Source organism: Aeromicrobium panaciterrae (genome assembly GCF_039537165.1).
Classification (GTDB): domain Bacteria; phylum Actinomycetota; class Actinomycetes; order Propionibacteriales; family Nocardioidaceae; genus Aeromicrobium; species Aeromicrobium panaciterrae.
In genome coordinates, this window is the sequence record NZ_BAAAZZ010000002.1 from 3416592 (window position 1) to 3434489 (window position 17898).

Here is a 17898-nt window from a genome sequence, read left to right on the forward strand (position 1 = left end):
CGATCAGACCGCCCGCACCGCCGTGAGTGCCTCGGGCAGCGTGAACGCACCGGCGTACAGTGCCTTGCCGACGATGCTGCCCTCGACGCCGATCGAGGTCAGTCCGGCGATCGCACGAAGGTCGTCCAGGCTGGAGACGCCGCCCGATGCCACCACCGGCTTGTCGGTGGCTGCGCACACCTGGCGCAGCAGCTCGAGGTTGGGACCTGCCAGCGTGCCGTCCTTGGTGACGTCGGTGACGACGTAACGCTGGCAGCCATCTCGCTCAAGTCGCTCCAGCACCTCGAACAGGTCGCCCCCCTCCTGGGTCCAGCCGCGGGCGGCAAGCGTGTGGCCGCGGACGTCGAGCCCGACGGCGATCTGGTCGCCATACGTCGCGATGGCCTGTGCACACCACTGCGGGTCCTCGAGCGCTGCCGTGCCGAGGTTGACCCGGGTGCAGCCCGTTGCGAGCGCGGCCCGGAGCGAGGCGTCGTCGCGGATGCCGCCCGACAGCTCGACCTTGACGTCCAGCCGGCCGACCACATCGGCAAGCAGCTCACGGTTCGAGCCCTTGCCGAACGCCGCATCGAGGTCGACCAGGTGGATCCACTCGGCGCCATCGGTCTGCCACTGCAGGGCGGCGTCGAGCGGCGAGCCGTACGAGGTCTCGCTGCCGAGCTCCCCCTGCACCAGGCGCACGGCCTGTCCATCGGCAACGTCAACGGCGGGAAGGAGTTCGAGAGTCACCGGAGCAGCGTATCGGTGACTGGTCAGAGGGTCGCGAGCCAGTTGCGCAGCAGCTGTGCGCCGGCGTCGCCGGACTTCTCGGGGTGGAACTGTGTCGCCCACAGCGGACCGTGCTCGACAGCCGAGACGAAGCGGTCGGTGCCGTAGTCAGTCCACGTCACCGCGGGTGGCTTGAGGGCAGGCGGCTGCGACAGCACCCAGTCACGAACACCGTAGGAATGCACGAAGTAGAACCGTTCGTCCTCGATGCCGGCGAACATCTGCGATCCGTCACCGGGCACGACCGTGTTCCAGCCCATGTGCGGCACGATCGGCGCCTGCAGCCGCTCCACCACTCCGGGCCACTCGCCGCACCCCTCGGTGCGTACGCCGTGCTCGATGCCCTCGGCGAACAGCACCTGCATGCCGACACAGATCCCCAGCACAGGACGGCCCGCAATCAGCCGGCGCTCGATGATGCGTACGCCGTCGACGCCCACCAGCCCGGCCATGCAGGCGGCGTACGCACCGACGCCCGGGACCAGCAGCCCGTCGGCCTCGGCGGCAACCTTTGCGTCGCTGGTCAGCTCGGCGTCGGCTCCGGCACGCTCGACGGCACGTACTGCCGATCGGAGGTTGCCTGAGCCGTAGTCGAGGACCGCGACGCGCGGTCGTGTCAAAGCGCGCCCTTGGTGCTGGGGATGCCTGACTCGCGAGGATCGATCGCGATGGCGTCGCGAAGTGCACGAGCGACGGCCTTGAACTGGGCCTCGGCGATGTGGTGCGGGTCGCGTCCGTCGAGCAGGCGAACGTGCATCGTGATCGCGGCGTGGTGTGCGATCGACTCGAAGACGTGTCCGGTGAGCGCGCCGGTGTATTGGCCACCGATGATCGCGGCGATCTGGCGGTCGGGCTCGCCTGAGTGCACGAAGTAGGGACGTCCGGAGACGTCGACCACCGCCTGCGCGATGGACTCGTCGAGGGGTACGAGGGCGTCACCGTAGCGGCGGATGCCGATCTTGTCGCCGAGCGCTTCACGCAGTGCTTCGCCGAGGCAGATCGCGGTGTCCTCGACCGTGTGGTGCGCGTCGATGTGGATGTCGCCTTCGGACCGTACGGTCAGGTCGATCAGCGAGTGACGCGAAAACGCCGTCAGCATGTGGTCGTAGAAACCGACGCCGGTCGAGATGTCACTGGTGCCGGTCCCGTCGAGATCGACCTCGACGACGACGTGCGACTCGGAGGTCTTCCGTTCGATGCGAGCAGTGCGCGTCATGCCGTGACCTCCTGTAGTGATTGCTTGAATGCGGCGTTTTCGGCTGGCGTGCCGACTGACACACGCAACCATCCTTCGGGTCCAGTCTCCCGTATCAGGATGCCGCGGTCGACCAGGGCCTGCCAGATGGCGTGTCGGTCGTCGAATCGTCCGAACAGGATGAAGTTGGCATCCGACTCGGCGACCTCGTGCCCCTCGCCTCTCAGCCAGGCGGCGAGCTCGTCACGGGACGTACGGATCTCGTCGACCTTGGCCAGCAGCTCGTCGCCGTGCGCCAGGGCCGCCACGGCGGCGGCCTGCGTCACGGCTGACAGGTGGTAGGGCAGCCGCACGATGCGGAGAGCGTCGATGACTGCGGCGTCCGCGGCGACGTACCCGAGCCGCCCACCGGCCAGTGCGAATGCCTTGCTCATCGTGCGTGAGACCAGGAGTCGTGGGAACTCGTCGAGCACCTCGAGGGCGCTGGGTGTGCCGGCCCGGCGGAACTCGGCGTATGCCTCGTCGACCACCACGACACCCGGTGCCGCCTCCACGACGGCGCGTACCGTCTCCAACGGGAGTGCCGTCCCGGTCGGGTTGTTGGGCGAGGTCAGCAGCACGACGTCGGGCTTCTCTGCGGCGATGAGCCCCAATGCCCGCTCGAGGTCGATCGTGAAGTCTTCCTCGCGCTGTCCGGTCACCCAGCGGGTGTGGGTGTCGCGGGCGTACTCGGGATACATCGAGTAGGTCGGGGCGAACGACAGCGCGGTACGACCGGGTCCGCCGAACGCCTGCAGGATCTGAAGCATGACCTCGTTGGACCCGTTGGCGGCCCACACCCGGTCGGCCGTCAGTCCGTGACCGAGGTAGGCGGCCAGCGCCGTACGCAAGGCCGTCGCCTCCCGATCCGGGTAGCGGTTGAGGCCCGTCGCTGCGATGCGCACGGCCTCGGCGATGTCAGCGGCGACCTGTGCGCTGGGGGCGTAGGGGTTCTCGTTGACGTTGAGGTTGATGACGTCGGGGATCTGCGGCGCACCGTAGGGCTCGAAGTCCCTGAGATCGTCGCGGATCGGGACCCAGTCGGGAACCGGCATCAGCGTGCCGTTCGGATCGACACGGCGGCGCCGTGCGACGGGAGGTTCTCCGCCTCGGCGAGCGCGACGACGTGATCGCCGACCTCGCGCAGGGCGTCGGCGGAGTAGGTCACGACGTGCATGTTGCGGCAGAACGCGCGCACCGACAGACCCGACGAGTGGCACGCGCAACCCGCCGTGGGCAGCACGTGGTTGGATCCGGCGGCGTAGTCGCCGAGCGACACCGGGGTGTGGGAGCCGACGAACACGGCACCCGCGTTGACGATGCGGGCGGCGACATCGCCGGCGTCGACCGTCTGGATCTCGAGGTGCTCGGCGGCATAGGCGTTGGCGACGTCGACGGCCTGGTCGATGTCGCGTACGAGCACCGTGGCCGACTGCTGGCCGGTGAGAGCCGTACGGATGCGGTCGGCGTGCTTGGCCGTGGCGACCTGCGACTCGAGCTCCACGTCAACCTGGTCGGCGAGAGCCTCACTGCCGGTGATCAGCACGCTGGCGGCCATCGGGTCGTGCTCGGCCTGGCTGATCAGGTCGGCGGCGACGAAGGCGGCATCGGCTGTGTCGTCAGCGATGATCGCGATCTCGGTCGGACCAGCCTCCGCATCGATGCTGACGGTGCCCTGGAGGTATCTCTTGGCCGCCGCGACGTAGATGTTGCCGGGACCCGTGATGAGGTTGACGGCGCGACACTCGCCCGCGCCGTAGGCGAACATCGCCAACGCCTGCGCTCCTCCGGCGGCGTAGACCTCGTCGATGCCGAGCAGCGCGCATGCGGCGAGGATCGTCGGGTGCGGCAGACCGCCGAACTCCTTCTGTGGCGGACTGGCCAGCGCGATGCCGGGCACCCCGGCGACCTGGGCAGGCACGGCGTTCATGACCACGGTGCTCACCAGCGGTGCGAGGCCGCCTGGCACGTAGAGGCCGACGCGCTGCATCGGCACGATGCGGCGTTCGACGACGGCTCCGGCCGACAGCTCGCTGGTGATGGTCTGCTCGAGCTCTGCCTCACAGGTCTGGCGCAGCCGACGTACGGACTCCTCGAGTCCCGCTCGCACACCGGCGTCCAGCTCCCCCAGGGCCTTGGCCAGCGCCTCCGCGGGTACGCGCAGCTGTGCGGGGCGGACGCCGTCGAGCTTCTCGCCCGCGTCGAGGACGGCATCGACGCCGCGCGTACGTACGTCCTCGCAGATCGGTTTGACCGTCGCCAGCGCCTGCTCGACATCGAGCTCAGCCCGCGGCACGGCAGCGCGATAGACCCCCTGACTTTCGTCGGGAGTGGGCTGGAGGTTCCTCGCATCGAGGCGGCGCATCACCCGGCAAGTCTATGGTGGGCATGTGGGAGCCAACACGAAGCCCAACGACGCGACACCGGCGTTCATCGCGCTCCACCGCGCTGACGTCGCGTTCACGGCGCACACCTACACGCACGACCCGCGGGCGGAGTCGTTCGGGATGGAGGCCGCGGAGGCGCTCGGAGTGGAGCCGGCACGCGTCTTCAAGACGCTGATGGCAGTCGTCGACGGCAAGCTCTGCGTCGGCATCGTCCCCGTCATGGGCTCCCTCGACCTCAAGGCGCTGGCGGACGCACTCGGCGGCAAGAAGGCGCAGATGGCCGACGCCGCCCAGGCGCAGCGGGCGACCGGCTACGTGCTCGGTGGCATCTCGCCGTTCGGCCAGAAGCGCCAGCACCCGACCGTCGTCGACCGTTCCGCAACCAAGTGGCCGACCGTGTTCGTGTCGGGTGGCCGGCGTGGTCTCGATGCCGAGCTCGATCCGGCCGACCTCGTGCGCGTGACGTCAGCCGTGCTGGCCCGGCTGGCTCGCTAGGGTCTGTCTCCCGATTGGCCGCCGCTGGTGATCCGCGCCCCGGCTGACGAGGCAGGAGGACAACGCCGTCAGGCGGGATGCGGGGCCGCGAACCGGCGGTGCATTGGGAGACACACCCTAGACACCCTGGTGGACGCCGGCGTACTCGTCGTCACCCTTGCGCATCCAGGTGGTCAGCAGCACTCCGAGCACCCCGAAGACGGGCCACGCGACGAACGGTGCGATGCCGTCGACCTTGAGCCTGGACGGCAGATGATCACCGACCGACGGATTGACGGCCTCGCGTGGCCCCACCGGGCCGAGGGCGATCCCCACGCGCCACGCGATGACCGCAGCCACCAGCGTCACCATGACGACCAGAGGGGTGAGCTTCCAGCCGAGGTCCTCGAGCACGAGGGTCGTCACGATCCCCCACACCAACGAGACGATGATCCCGGCGATGACGAACACGACGATGACACCGAACTGGTCACGTGCGGCGATCTCGGTGAGCACGATGCTGCCGTCGGCCCTCACCTCCCACTCGGCCGGCTTGGCCAGCGCCTCCCACACGACGCCCGTCGCCACCCCCAGCAACAGCATCGCGATGACGGTGGACACCAGTCGCGTCGCGGAAATGGGCTTCACGACAGACAATGGGGACCCAGCAGCTCTTTGAGATCGGCGATCAGCGACGACGACTGCGCCACGCGCAGCGAGTCGTCCAGCCGCATGACCTTGGTGGTGCCGTTGCCGACCAGGCGCAGGTGCACCTCGGCGGTGCCCGGGTGGGCGGCCAGCACCTGCTTGAACGATCCGATGGTGTCGGTCGTGCAACGCGCCACCGGCAGGCTCACGACGAGCGGCGTGTCGGGCCGGCCGTCACCCATGGCGGGCATCGTGACCTCGAGGGCATTGACCTCGATGCCGTCATCCTTGCGCCGGATGCGGCCCTTGACGACGACGATCGTGTCGGGGATCAGCACCGGCACCGCGAGCTGGTAGGCGCCCGGGAACACCATCACCTCGATGCCGCCCTCAAGGTCCTCGAGCGTGATCGACGCCCAGCTGTCACCCTTCTTGCTCATGCGGCGCTGGACGCCGGTGATCAGACCACAGATGCGTACCGTGCTGCCGTCGGGTCGCTCGGCGTCGGTCAGCAGCTCGCCAACGGTGCAGTCGCTGCTCGCCTTGAGGACGTGCTCAAGACCCTGCAGCGGGTGGTCGGAGACATAGAGGCCCAGCATGTCGCGCTCGTAGGCCAGCAGCTGTGTCTTGTCCCACTCCGGCATCGTCGGCACCGTCACCGTCACGCCGGTGAACTCGTCGTCAAGGCCGCCGAACAACGAGTCCTGGCCGATGGCGGCGTTGCGCTTGAGGTCGATGTGCTGGTCGACCGCCTCCTCCGCGATCGAGGTCAGCGCCCGCCGGCGATGGCCCAGCGAGTCAAATGCCCCGGCCTTGATCAGCGAGTCGAGCACGCGCTTGTTGCAGACATGGGTCGGCACCTTGTCGAGGAAGTCGGCGAAGTCGGCGTACGGCCCCTCCGCGCGCCCCTCGACGATTCCGGCGACGACGTGCTCGCCGATGTTGCGGATGGCGCCCAGGCCGAAACGGATGTCGGGGCCGACCGACGTGAAGTTGGAGACCGATTCGTTGACGTCCGGCGGCAGCACCTTGATGCCCATCCGACGGCACTCGTTGAGATAGATCGCCGACTTGTCCTTGTCACCGCGCGTGCTGGTCAGCAGTGCCGCCATGTATTCGGCCGGGAAGTTGGCCTTGAGGTAGGCGGTCCAGTAGGAGATCACGCCGTACGCGGCCGAGTGCGCCTTGTTGAACGCATAGTCGGAGAACGGGAGCAGGATCTCCCAGAGGGTCTTGACTGCGGCCGGGGAGTAGCCGCGCTCGAACATGCCGGCCTCGAAGCCGGCGTAGAGCTTGTCGAGCTCGGACTTCTTCTTCTTGCCCATCGCGCGCCGGAGGTTGTCGGCTTGGCCGAGAGAGAATCCGGCCAGGACCTGGGCGATCTCCATCACCTGCTCCTGATAGACGATCAGTCCGTACGTCTCTCCGAGCACCTTCTCCAGCGGCTTCTCGAGCTCGGGGTGGATGGGATCGATCGCCTCGCGGCCGTTCTTGCGGTGGGCGTACTTGTTGTGGGAGTCGGCGCCCATCGGGCCGGGCCGGTAGAGCGCACCCACCGCCGAGATGTCCTCGAACTTGTCGGGCTTCATGCTGCGCAGCAGCGCCCGCATCGGCCCGCCGTCGAGCTGGAACACGCCGAGCGTGTCACCGCGCGACAACAGGTCGTAGGTCGCCGGGTCGTCGAACGTGAGGTCTTCGAGGACCAGGTCGATCTCGCGGTTGCGCTTGATGTTGGCGAGCGCGTCGTCGAGCACCGTGAGGTTGCGCAACCCCAGGAAGTCCATCTTGACCAGCCCGAGCGCCTCGCACATCGGGTAGTCGAACTGCGTGATGACCGCGCCGTCCTGCTCGCGCTTCATGATCGGCATGATGTCGATCAGCGGGTCGCTCGACATGATCACGCCGGCCGCGTGGACGCCCCATTGCCGGATCTGGCCCTCGAGGCCCAGCGCGGTCTCGTAGATCTTGCGGACCTCGGCGTCGGACTCGTGCAGCGCCCGGAACTCGGCGGCATCGTTGTAGCGCTTGTTGGACTTGTCGAACATCTCCTTGAGCGGGACGCCCTTGCCCATGATGTCGGGGGGCAGTGTCTTGGTGATGCGCTCGCCCATCGCGAACGGGTAGTCGAGCACCCGGTTGGCGTCCTTGATCGCGGCCTTGGCCTTGAGACGGCCGAACGTCGCGATCTGGGCGACTCGCTCCTCGCCGTACTTGTTGCTGACGTAGCGAATGACCTCGCCGCGCCGGCGCTCGTCGAAGTCGATGTCGAAGTCGGGCATCGACGGGCGTTCGGGATTGAGGAAGCGCTCGAAGATCAGTCCGTGCGTCAGCGGGCACAGGTCGGTGATGCGCAACGCGTAGGCAGCGATCGAGCCGGCGCCTGATCCGCGTCCCGGCCCGACCCGGATGCCGTTGTCCTTGGCCCAGTTGATGAAGTCGGCCACGACGAGGTAATAGCCGCAGTAGCCCTTGCCGGTGACGACCTCGAGCTCGTACTCGGTGCGGGCGCGTACCTCTGGGGTCAGCAGGTCTCCCGGGTAGCGGGACTCGATGCCCTTCCAGACCTCCTTGGCGAACCAGCTGGCCTCGGTCTCCCCGGCCGGCACCTCGAATCGCGGCATGTAGCCACCGTTGGACTCGGTGAACTCGACGTTGCACCGCTCCGCGATCAGGAGCGTGTTGTCACAGGCTTCCTTGAGGTCGAAGCGGTCTTCCCAGAGGTCACGCATCTCCTTGGCGGACTTGATGTAGTAGCCACCACCGTCGAGCTTGAAGCGCTTGGGATCGCCCAGTGTCGTGCCCGTGCCGATGCACAGCAACGCGTCGTGGGCCGTCGCATCGTCGGGTGAGACGTAGTGCGAGTCGTTGGTCGCGATGACCGGGAGCCCCAGGTCGGCCTTGAGCTTGAGCAGGCCGTCGCGTACGCGCGCCTCGATCTCGAGCCCGTGCTCCATCAGCTCGAGGAAGAAGTTGTCCTTGCCGAAGATGTCCTGGAACTCCGCAGCAGAGGCACGAGCCTTCTCATAGTTGCCGATGCGCAACCAGGTCTGGATCTCACCCGACGGGCAACCCGTCGTGGCGATGATGCCCTTGCCGTACTGCTGCAGCAGCTCACGGTCGGCGCGCGGCTTGCGGTATTGCCCCTCGAGGCTCGCGTAGGAGGCGATGCGGAAGAGGTTGTGCATGCCCTCGGTCGTCTCCGAGAGCAACGTCATGTGCGTGTAGGCGCCGCGGCCGGAGATGTCGTCCTCGCCGCCCTTGTTCCACTGGACGGCCTTCTTCTCGTGGCGCGAGATGTTGGGCGCGAGATAGGCCTCCATGCCGATGATGGGCTTGACCCCGTGCTTGCGACCCTTGGCCCAGAAGTCGTAGGCGCCGTGCAGGTTGCCGTGGTCGGTCATGGCGATGGCAGACATCCCGAGCTCTGACGTGCGCTCGAACAACGGGTCGAGCAGCGCGTGGCCGTCCAGCATCGAGTACTCGGTGTGCACGTGCAGGTGCACGAAAGGTGAGTCACTCGACATCGAAAACGGGCCTCCTCGGCGTGATCTTGGGGGAAGGGCTTCAGCCTAGTCGGGCGCTCCCCACACATTCCGACGGCTCGCCAAGGAAGTTTGGTGTACGGCTCCAACTCCGATCTACTGAGCACATGACAGAGCACCCGGACCGCGAGAAGAGGTCGTTCACCTCGGTGGACGAATACATCGATGCCGCGCTGATGGGTGTGGATGAGCGACTGGTCGAGATGCGCCGGATCATCCGCGCTGCCGCTCCCGGCACCGAGGAGACGATCAGCTACAACATCCCGGCCTACACGTCCGACGGTGTCGTCGTGGTCCAGTTCGCCGGCTACGCCGAGCACACGTCGCTCAACTTCTTCCCGACGGCCGGCGTGTACGCAACCTTCAACGACGAGCTCGCCGCGTACAAGACCAGCAAGTCGGCGATCCGGTTCCCGCTCGATGAGCCGTTGCCGGTCGACCTGATCGACGCGATCGTACGATTCCGCGTCAACGAGGTCGCCGACTACGTCGCCAGCCGGAAGCGCTGAGTCACAAGATTCCCAGCAGCACCTCTGTTCCTGTCACCTCACCCTCGTTGCAACAAGGGAGGAGTGCCAGTTTTCGTGGTGATGCTGGGAATCTTGTGACGCCCAGGACTGCGGTCTAAGCCTGCTGGTAGCCGCTGAGGAAGTGCCCGAGACGCTGGATGGCCTCGGCGAGGTCGCGCGCCCAGGGCAGCGTCACGATGCGCAGGTGGTCGGGGTCGGGCCAGTTGAAGCCGGTGCCCTGCGTCAGCAGGATCTTCTCCTGCTCCAGCAGGTCGAGCGCGAGCTTCTGGTCGTCCTTGATCGGGTAGACCTCGGGGTCGAGCCGCGGGAACACGTACAACGCACCCCGCGGGCTGACGACGCTGACGCCGGGGATCTTGTTGAGCTCGGCCACCGCGGTGTCGCGCTGCTCGAGGAGCCGGCCGCCGGGGAGGATCAGCTCCTTGATCGACTGGTAGCCGCCGAGAGCGACCTGGATCGCGTTCTGTGCAGGCACGTTGGGGCACAGTCGCATCGAGGCGAGCAACGTGATGCCTTCGAGGTAGTCCTTGGCCTCGGCGAGCGGACCGGTGGCAACCAGCCAGCCCGCGCGGTAGCCACAGACCCGGTAGGCCTTGGACAGCCCGTTGAACGTCATGGTCAGGACATCGGGAGCGACACTCGCCATCGGGATGTGCGCGGCGTCGTCGTACAGGATCTTGTCGTAGATCTCGTCCGACATGAGCACCAGATCGTGCTTGCGGGCAAGGTCGGCGATCGCGGTCAGCGTCTCGCGCGTGTAGACGGCGCCCGTGGGGTTGTTGGGATTGATGACCACAATGACCTTGGTGCGGTCGGTGATCTTGGACTCGAGGTCGGCGATGTCGGGATTCCAGCCGTTCGCCTCGTCGCAGCGATAGTGCACCGGCACGCCGCCGGCGAGGTTGGTGACGGCAGTCCAGAGCGGGTAGTCGGGTACGGGGATCAGCACCTCGTCGCCGTTGTCGAGCAGCGCCTGCAGCGCCATCTGGATCAGCTCGGACACGCCGTTGCCCAGCCAGACGTCGTCGATGTCGATGACTGGGAAGCCGTCCTGCAGCTGGTAGTGGTGCACGACGGCGCGGCGGGCTGACTGGATACCCCGGGAGTCGGAGTAGCCCTGGGCCGTGGGCAGTCCGGCGATGACGTCCTGCAGGATCTCGGCCGGAGCATCGAATCCGAAGGGCTGCGGATTGCCGATGTTGAGCTTGAGGATGCGCTGTCCCTCGGACTCCATGGTGGCGGCTCGTGCGTTGACGGGTCCGCGGATGTCGTACAGGACATCACGCAACTTCTCGGACTGGCGCACGATTGAGGTCATAACGCCATTGTCCACGACCGTCCTCGCACTAGATTGCAGGCGTGACGAAACTGATCCTCGCCTTCCACGGCGCAGACCTCGCCCTTGACGACGCCGACCTCCGTACGCGGCTCGCCGCGACCGGTGTCACGCGATACCAGCTCAACGTCGACGACGAGCCGGTCGCCGCTGCGTTGCGGTTCGGACCCGGTGAACCGATCACGGCGTTCGTGGCGCTGTGGACCGACGGCAACCCGGAGGAGGCCGTCGCGATCCTCACCGACCTCGACGCGGGCCTGCACGCTTGGCGGGTCACCGAGCGCCGCCCGATCGAGCCGCCCGCGGTGCCCGACGGCGAGCGCGCCGATGCGCTCGCCAACATCGCGGTGCTCCGGCGGCCCGAGGGCATGAGCCGTGATGACTACATGGACATCTGGATCGGCAGCCACTCGCAGATCGCGATGGACACCCAGAACACGTTCGGCTACATCCAGAACATCGTCGACAAGGCGCTGACGCCCGACGCCCCCGAGATCTCCGCAATCGTCGAGGAGCTCTTTCCCATGGCGGCGTTGACCGACGTGCACGAGTTCTACGGCAGTGGCGGCGACGACGAGGAGCTCAACCGTCGCATCACCACGCTGATGACCAGCGTCGCGCGTTTCGGCGCCGACACCGGCCTCGACCTCGTACCCACGAGCCGGTACGTCTGGGAGCTCGCCTAGGTCACACCGTGGTGACTCGCTGAGAGTGACGTTTGCGGGAGTATTTGGTCAGATCTCCCCCTAAAACGTCACACTCAGAGTTGACTGTGGACGCACATACGCGGGTTGGTTCGAATCGTCGCAGACTCCTGCCATGGCCGAGCACCCGTTTGTCGTCCCGCAACGGTCGGCGAGTGTGCTGGCAGGCGGAGCAACTAGCGATGAGATTCGCGGTCCCCGCTACGAGCGCCGCTCCCACGGGCTGCATCTTCCGACGGGCGTCGAAGGCGATCCGGTGCTGATGCGGGTTGCAGACGCAGTCGGCCTGATGACGTCGTCATGCCTCCTAGGCGGTTGGGCCTCGCTTCATGCACAAGGCAACACCTGGTTCGATGGCTTGGACGCTCACGGCACAACACGTCGCGCGTTGATTCATTGCCAGCCGGGATCTCAGCTCCGGCACCGATCAATAGTCCAGCCGTTCCGGGGGCTCGTGCATCCGGACGAGATCATCGAGTTCGAGACCTTTTCACTCACCACGATGGCGCGGGCGGCCTTTGACGAGATGCGGATGGCCACGAATGTTCGAGATGCTGTCGTGGTCCTGGACATGGCGACGAGTACGACGATCGCGAGACCTCATACGACGATCGAGCGCGTCGCCGACGTGATTCAGAGCCACCACAAGGTCCGCGGTCTGGTCCAGGCGCGCAAAGCTCTCGCGCTCGGATCAGCGCGCTCGGCAAGCCCGTGGGAGACGCGTACGCGTCTGCTCGCCGAGCTCGACGCGGGAGTGCCACGGCTTGCCGTCAACGTGCCCGTCTTCGACACGTTTGGGGGCCTCCTGGGTATCGCCGACCTGCTGGACGAGCAGTCGGGCCTCGTCATCGAGTCGGACGGTGCACATCACCGCGACAGCGAGACGCACACTGAAGACAACCGGCGCGAAGAGAAATTCGAACGAAGTGGGCTCGTCGTCTCACGAGTCACCTCGCTGGACCACAAGGATCGCTGGCGAACTGTTGGGCGGATCGCGGCGGCACGGCGTGACGCTCTCGCGACAGCCAAATGCGAGTGGACGACCGCGAAGCCGGGGTGGTGGCAGACCTGGGCACCGGGCCGTCGCTGGGACTGAACGCGCTGAGTGTGACGTTTGAGGGGCAAGAATCCCAAAAGGACCCCGCGAACGTCACACTCAGCGGGGGCCTGCGCTAGTCGGACGCGCGGACGACCTCGAGCGCGTGCACGAGGTCGTCGGGATAGACCGACTCGAACTCGACGTGCTCGCCGGTGCGTGGGTGGATGAAGCCGAGCCGGAAGGCGTGGAGCCACTGCCGGTCGAGACCGACCCGCTTGGCCAGCGTCGGGTCGGCGCCGTACATCAGGTCGCCGACGCACGGATGGTGCAGTGCGCTCATGTGGACGCGGATCTGGTGCGTACGACCCGTCTCGAGGTTGATCGTCAGCAGGCTGGCGAACCGGTGCGCCTCGAGAGTGTCGTAGTGCGTGACGCTCTCGCGCCCGCCGTCCTTCACGGTGAACTTGAAGTCGTGCTTGGGGTGACGGGCGATGGGGGCGTCGATCGTGCCCATGTGCGGATCGGGGTGACCCTGCACGAGCGCGTGATAGGTCTTGTCGACCGAGCGGTCACGGAACGCCTGCTTGAGCACGGTGTAGGCGTGCTCGGACTTTGCGACGGCCATCAGTCCACTGGTGCCCACGTCGAGCCGGTGCACGATGCCGCGGCGCTCCGGGGCACCCGACGTCGAGATGCGTACCCCGATGCCCGCCAGGTGGTCGAGCACGGTGGGCCCGTCCCAGCCGACACTCGGGTGGGCGGCGACGCCGACCGGCTTGTCGACCACGACGATGTCGTCGTCCTGGAACACGATGCGCATGCCCTCGACCTCGGAGGGTACGACGACCGCTCGACGCGGCGCCGGGATCGACACCTCGAGGATCGAGCCGGGGTGCACCCGGTCGGACTTTGCCGGAGCGTGTCCGTCGATCAGCACGTGCCCGTCGGCGACGAGCTCACTCGTACGCGTGCGGGACAGGCCGAGCAGGCGCGCCAGGGCGCTGTCGATGCGCTCCCCGTCGAGTCCCTCGGGGACAGCCAGCACCTTGTGCTCGAGCTCGATCTCCTCGGTCATGTGGCATCACGTGTGCCGTCCATCGAGATGCCGCGCCAGGAGCGCCAGACGATGATGATGGCGGCGAACGTGAGCGCGATGTCGGCGACGTTGCCCACGAAGATGCCGTAGTCGATGAAGTCGACGACGTGTCCCTTGAACGGCGAGGGCTGGCGGAAGATCCGGTCGGCGAGGTTGCCGAGGGCGCCGGCGAGCAGGAGCCCGAGTCCGATCGCCCAGCCGCGGTCACGCAGGCGGGTGGCCATACGGACGACGGCGATGCACACTGCGACCGCCACGAGACTCAGCACCAGGGTGAAGCCCGTGCCGGTGCTGAACGCGGCACCCGCATTGCGGAACAACGTCAGTGACAAGACGTTGGGGATGAGCTCGACCGGCGCACGATCCTGCAGCTTCTCGACCGCGACGTACTTGGTGACCTGGTCGACCACCAGCGTCAGGGCGGCGACGATCGCGAAGAGCCGAATTGAAGTGTGGGTTGTCGGGCCGCTGTCAGGGCTCAGCGACGTTCCTCGCGCTGCTTGCATGTCATGCACAGTGTCGCACGGGGGAACGCCATCAAACGATTCTTGCCGATCGGCTCACCACACACCTCGCACTGGCCGTAGACACCCTTGTCGAGCCGGTCGAGCGCCTTCTCGGTCTGCTGGAGCAGCTCCCGCTGGTTGGCGGCGAGGGACATCTCGGCGTCGCGCTCGAGGCCCTTGGAACCCACGTCGGCCTGGTCGTTGCCGGCACCGTCGACACCGTCGCGGAGGAGATCCTGCAGCTCGCGGGCCGACTGGTCGAGCTCACCGCGCAGTCGGGTGAGGTCGCTCTCGAGCTCCGTACGGACGGCCTTGGCCTCAGCAGCGGTCCAGGGCTTTTCGTCGGCGCGTACGGCCAGCTTCGTGTTTGGCATGCAGGAAGGTTAGACCCCCGCTCGGACAATGCCAACTCGCACCGCCGAAGGCCCGGCGCCCGTCACCCGTAGAATTGAGGGTGTGACCTCGCACGCGTCCTACCGCCCCGTTCCCGCCCACGTCGATCTGCCGGCGATGGAGCGCGAGATCCTCGATCTCTGGACTGATCAGGGCACGTTCGCAGCCTCGCTCGACACCCCTGACGACGCACCTCGCTGGACGTTCTACGAGGGCCCGCCGACCGCCAACGGCACCCCCGGAACGCACCACGTCGAGGCGCGCGTCTTCAAGGACGTGTTCCCGCGCTTCAAGACGATGCAGGGCTACCACGTCGACCGCAAGGCCGGCTGGGACTGCCACGGCCTTCCCGTCGAGATCGCGGTCGAGAAGGAGCTGGGGTTCAACGGCAAGCCCGACATCGAGGCGTACGGCATCGCCGAGTTCAACGCCAAGTGCCGCGAGGCCGTCGTACGCAACACCGACATGTTCGAGGACATGACACGCCGAATGGGCTACTGGGTCGACATGGAGCATCCCTACCGCACCATGGAGCCCGCGTACGTCGAGAGCGTCTGGTGGGCGCTCTCCACGATCTTCAAGAAGGGTCTGCTGACCGAGGACTTCCGCGTCGCGCCCTACTGCCCGCGCTGCGGCACCACCCTCTCGGACCACGAGCTCGCGCAGGGCTACGAGACAATCACCGACCCGTCGGTCTACGTACGATTCCCGCTGACCTCGGGGCCCCTGGCCGGCAAGGCGTCGATGCTGGTCTGGACCACGACCCCGTGGACACTGGTCTCCAACACCGCCGTCGCGGTCAATCCCGGCGTCACGTACGTCGTGGCGACCGATGGCAACGAGACGCTCGTCGTCGCCGAGCCGTTGCTGGCCAAGGCACTCGGCGAGGGCTGGACCGCCACCGGCGAGTCGTTCTCCGGCACGGAGATGGAGCGCTGGACGTACGAGCGCCCGTTCGACCTCGTCGCGTTTCCGGCGCCCGCACACTTCGTCGTGCTCGGCGACTACGTCACGACCGAGGACGGCACCGGCCTGGTTCACCAGTCCCCCGCCTTCGGTGCCGACGACATGGCGGTGTGCAAGGCGTACGACCTGCCGGTCGTCAACCCGATCACCCCCGATGGCCACTTCGAGGCCGACGTGCCGCTGGTCGGCGGCCAGTTCTTCAAGACCGCAGACCGCGTGCTCGCCGACGACCTCGCCGCCCGCGGCCTGATGTTCAACGAGCTGGCCTATGAGCACTCCTACCCGCACTGCTGGCGGTGCCACACGCCGTTGATGTATTACGCGCTTCCCGCCTGGTACATCCGCACGACCGAGGTCAAGGACCGGCTGCTGGCCGAGAACGCCAAGACCAACTGGTTCCCCGAGACGATCAAGAACGGCCGTTACGGGGACTGGCTGACCAACAACATCGACTGGTCGCTGTCACGCAGCCGCTACTGGGGCACTCCCCTGCCGATCTGGCGCAACGACGCCGATCCGTCCAAGCTCGTCTGCGTCGAGTCGCTCGCCGATCTCTCGCAGCTGACCGGGCGCGACCTGTCCGACCTCGACCCGCACCGCCCGTTCATCGACGAGGTGACGTTCGAGGTCGAGGGCGAGGCAGGAACGTACCGCCGCGTCCCCGACGTCATCGACGCGTGGTTCGATTCGGGCTCGATGCCGTTCGCCCAGTGGGGCTACCCGCACGTGGACGGCTCGAAGGAGGAGTTCGAGCGCGCCTACCCGGCCCAATACATCTGCGAGGCGATCGACCAGACCCGCGGCTGGTTCTACTCGCTGATGGCGGTCGGCACCCTGGTGTTCGACGAGAGCTCCTACGAGAACGTCGTCTGTCTCGGCCACATCCTGGCCGAGGACGGCAAGAAGATGAGCAAGCACCTCGGCAACATCCTGCTGCCGATGCCGCTGATGGACGAGCACGGCGCCGACGCGCTGCGCTGGTTCATGGCGTGCTCCGGTTCGCCGTGGGCCCCCCGCCGCATCGGCAACAGCGCCTTGACCGAGGTCGTGCGCAAGGTGCTGCTGACCTACTGGAACACCACCGCGTTCCAGGCCCTCTACGCCGGCGCCAGCGACTGGACGCCCGGCAGCCCGGCCCTCGAGATCGCCGACCGTCCCGCGATGGACCGTTGGATCCTCGGCGAGGCACATCGTCTGGCACAGCAGGTGACCGAGGCACTCGAGGAGTTCGACACGCAGCGAGCCGGCGCGCAGATCGCGTCGTACGTCGACCTGCTCTCCAACTGGTACGTCCGCCGTTCGCGGCGCCGCTTCTGGGCCGGCGACGCCTCGGCGCTCACGACGCTCCACGAGACGCTGTACGTCGTGACACTGCTCATGGCTCCCCTGACACCGTTCATCACCGAGCGCGTCTGGCAGGACCTGTTCGCCTCGACGTCCGACGAGCTGCCGCCGTCGGTGCACCTGGCCACCTGGCCCGAGGTGGACGGCTCGCTGATCGACGACACGCTCGACGCGCAGATGCGACTGGCACGCCGAGTCGTCGAGCTGGGTCGGGCTGCCCGTGCCGAGGCGAAGGCCAAGACGCGGCAGCCGCTGCGCCGCGCCGTCGTCGGATCGCAGGCGTACGCCGTGCTGACCCCCGAGCTGCGCGCCGAGATCGCCGAGGAGCTCAACGTACGAGAGCTCGAGTCGTTCGAGACGACGGGCGACCTCGTCGACCACTCCGCCAAGGGCAACTTCCGCAACCTCGGCAAGCGCTTCGGCAAGGAGACCCCCAAGGTCGCCGCCGCCATCGCGGCCGCCGATGCGGGACGCATCGCCGCCGAGCTGTCAGCCGGTGACAGTGCGACGGTCGAGGTCGATGGTGAGACCGTGACGGTCGGCCCCGACGACGTGATCATCGCCGAGCACCCGCGTGAGGGCTGGTCCGTGGTCAACGACCAGGGCGAGACGGTCGCCCTCGACCTCGAGCTGGACGACGAGCTGCGACTGGCCGGTCTCGCCCGCGAGGCGATCCGGGTCATCCAGGAGGCCCGCAAGTCCTCCGGCTTCGACATCAGTGATCGGATCGACGTCGTGTGGACTGCCGACGCCGCAATGGCGGAGGCCATCACGACGCACGAGAAGCTCATCGCCGACGAGGTGCTCGCGACCCGTATCGGTCAGGACGCAGGCGTCGACCACACGTTCACCGACAACGACCTCGGACTGGGCTTCACCCTCGCCGTCGTGACGGCCTAGCACCGCACGCACGACGAACGGGCCGCCTCCC

Annotated in this window: 16 protein-coding genes; 5 read left to right on the forward strand and 11 right to left on the reverse strand. The window is 67.2% G+C overall.

All coding sequences use genetic code 11. The features are described 5' to 3' along the window. Positions 1-3 precede the first annotated feature (3 nt). From priA to hisD, 5 genes are read right to left on the reverse strand one after another with little or no spacing between them, the layout of a single operon-like run. On the reverse strand, positions 4-729 hold the full coding sequence (priA, locus tag ABD683_RS17710) for a bifunctional 1-(5-phosphoribosyl)-5-((5-phosphoribosylamino)methylideneamino)imidazole-4-carboxamide isomerase/phosphoribosylanthranilate isomerase PriA (RefSeq protein WP_344771395.1): 726 nt from the start codon (positions 727-729) through the stop codon (positions 4-6). A gap of 23 nt (positions 730-752) precedes the next feature. Then, positions 753-1388 carry an imidazole glycerol phosphate synthase subunit HisH gene (hisH, locus tag ABD683_RS17715; RefSeq protein WP_344771397.1) on the reverse strand — a complete coding sequence of 212 codons (636 nt, stop codon included), beginning with the start codon at positions 1386-1388 and terminating at the stop codon, positions 753-755. Next, positions 1385-1984 carry an imidazoleglycerol-phosphate dehydratase HisB gene (hisB, locus tag ABD683_RS17720; RefSeq protein WP_344771398.1) on the reverse strand — a complete coding sequence of 200 codons (600 nt, stop codon included), beginning with the start codon at positions 1982-1984 and terminating at the stop codon, positions 1385-1387. Before hisB ends, hisH begins: the two co-directional genes overlap by 4 nt. Next, positions 1981-3057: a histidinol-phosphate transaminase gene (locus ABD683_RS17725; RefSeq protein ID WP_344771399.1), complete on the reverse strand. Its 1077-nt coding sequence runs from the start codon at positions 3055-3057 to the stop codon at positions 1981-1983. The genes hisB and ABD683_RS17725 overlap by 4 nt, the downstream gene beginning before the upstream one ends. Beyond that, entirely contained in the window at positions 3057-4367 is a 1311-nt protein-coding gene (hisD, locus tag ABD683_RS17730) for a histidinol dehydrogenase (RefSeq protein WP_344771627.1), read from the reverse strand. The genes ABD683_RS17725 and hisD overlap by 1 nt, the downstream gene beginning before the upstream one ends. 25 nt (positions 4368-4392) lie before the next feature. Between hisD and ybaK the strand changes: the two genes are divergently transcribed. After that, positions 4393-4884, forward strand: coding sequence for a Cys-tRNA(Pro) deacylase (ybaK, locus tag ABD683_RS17735; protein ID WP_425548520.1), 492 nt, complete (start codon positions 4393-4395; stop codon positions 4882-4884). A gap of 117 nt (positions 4885-5001) precedes the next feature. On the opposite strand, the gene ABD683_RS17740 is transcribed toward ybaK, so the two are convergent. Continuing rightward, the gene (locus ABD683_RS17740; protein ID WP_344771400.1) at positions 5002-5511 is read right to left on the reverse strand and encodes a hypothetical protein; all 510 of its coding nucleotides are present in this window, start codon (positions 5509-5511) and stop codon (positions 5002-5004) included. Further along, the gene (gene dnaE / locus ABD683_RS17745) at positions 5508-9035 is read right to left on the reverse strand and encodes a DNA polymerase III subunit alpha (protein ID WP_344771401.1); all 3528 of its coding nucleotides are present in this window, start codon (positions 9033-9035) and stop codon (positions 5508-5510) included. Before dnaE ends, ABD683_RS17740 begins: the two co-directional genes overlap by 4 nt. Positions 9036-9160: 125 nt before the next feature. On the opposite strand from dnaE, the gene ABD683_RS17750 reads away from it, so the two are divergent. Further along, positions 9161-9562: an iron chaperone gene (locus ABD683_RS17750; RefSeq protein ID WP_344771402.1), complete on the forward strand. Its 402-nt coding sequence runs from the start codon at positions 9161-9163 to the stop codon at positions 9560-9562. A 115-nt stretch (positions 9563-9677) separates the two neighbouring features. On the opposite strand, the gene ABD683_RS17755 is transcribed toward ABD683_RS17750, so the two are convergent. Next, positions 9678-10901 carry a pyridoxal phosphate-dependent aminotransferase gene (locus ABD683_RS17755; protein ID WP_344771403.1) on the reverse strand — a complete coding sequence of 408 codons (1224 nt, stop codon included), beginning with the start codon at positions 10899-10901 and terminating at the stop codon, positions 9678-9680. A gap of 41 nt (positions 10902-10942) precedes the next feature. On the opposite strand from ABD683_RS17755, the gene ABD683_RS17760 reads away from it, so the two are divergent. Together ABD683_RS17760 and ABD683_RS17765 are read left to right on the forward strand one after the other, a co-directional pair. Then, a complete protein-coding gene (locus ABD683_RS17760) occupies positions 10943-11605 on the forward strand; it encodes a hypothetical protein (RefSeq protein WP_344771404.1) in 663 nt (220 codons plus the stop codon). Positions 11606-12155: 550 nt separating this feature from the next. Continuing rightward, positions 12156-12719 carry a hypothetical protein gene (locus ABD683_RS17765; protein ID WP_344771405.1) on the forward strand — a complete coding sequence of 188 codons (564 nt, stop codon included), beginning with the start codon at positions 12156-12158 and terminating at the stop codon, positions 12717-12719. A 76-nt stretch (positions 12720-12795) separates the two neighbouring features. On the opposite strand, the gene ABD683_RS17770 is transcribed toward ABD683_RS17765, so the two are convergent. From ABD683_RS17770 to ABD683_RS17780, 3 genes are read right to left on the reverse strand one after another with little or no spacing between them, the layout of a single operon-like run. Then, positions 12796-13737, reverse strand: coding sequence for an RluA family pseudouridine synthase (locus ABD683_RS17770; RefSeq protein ID WP_344771406.1), 942 nt, complete (start codon positions 13735-13737; stop codon positions 12796-12798). Further along, positions 13734-14264, reverse strand: a complete 531-nt coding sequence (lspA, locus tag ABD683_RS17775) for a signal peptidase II (RefSeq protein WP_344771407.1) — start codon at positions 14262-14264, stop codon at positions 13734-13736. The genes ABD683_RS17770 and lspA overlap by 4 nt, the downstream gene beginning before the upstream one ends. Further along, entirely contained in the window at positions 14237-14638 is a 402-nt protein-coding gene (locus ABD683_RS17780; RefSeq protein WP_344771408.1) for a TraR/DksA family transcriptional regulator, read from the reverse strand. Before ABD683_RS17780 ends, lspA begins: the two co-directional genes overlap by 28 nt. A 28-nt stretch (positions 14639-14666) precedes the next feature. Between ABD683_RS17780 and ileS the strand changes: the two genes are divergently transcribed. Continuing rightward, positions 14667-17867: an isoleucine--tRNA ligase gene (ileS, locus tag ABD683_RS17785; protein ID WP_425548521.1), complete on the forward strand. Its 3201-nt coding sequence runs from the start codon at positions 14667-14669 to the stop codon at positions 17865-17867. Positions 17868-17898: the final 31 nt, after the last annotated feature.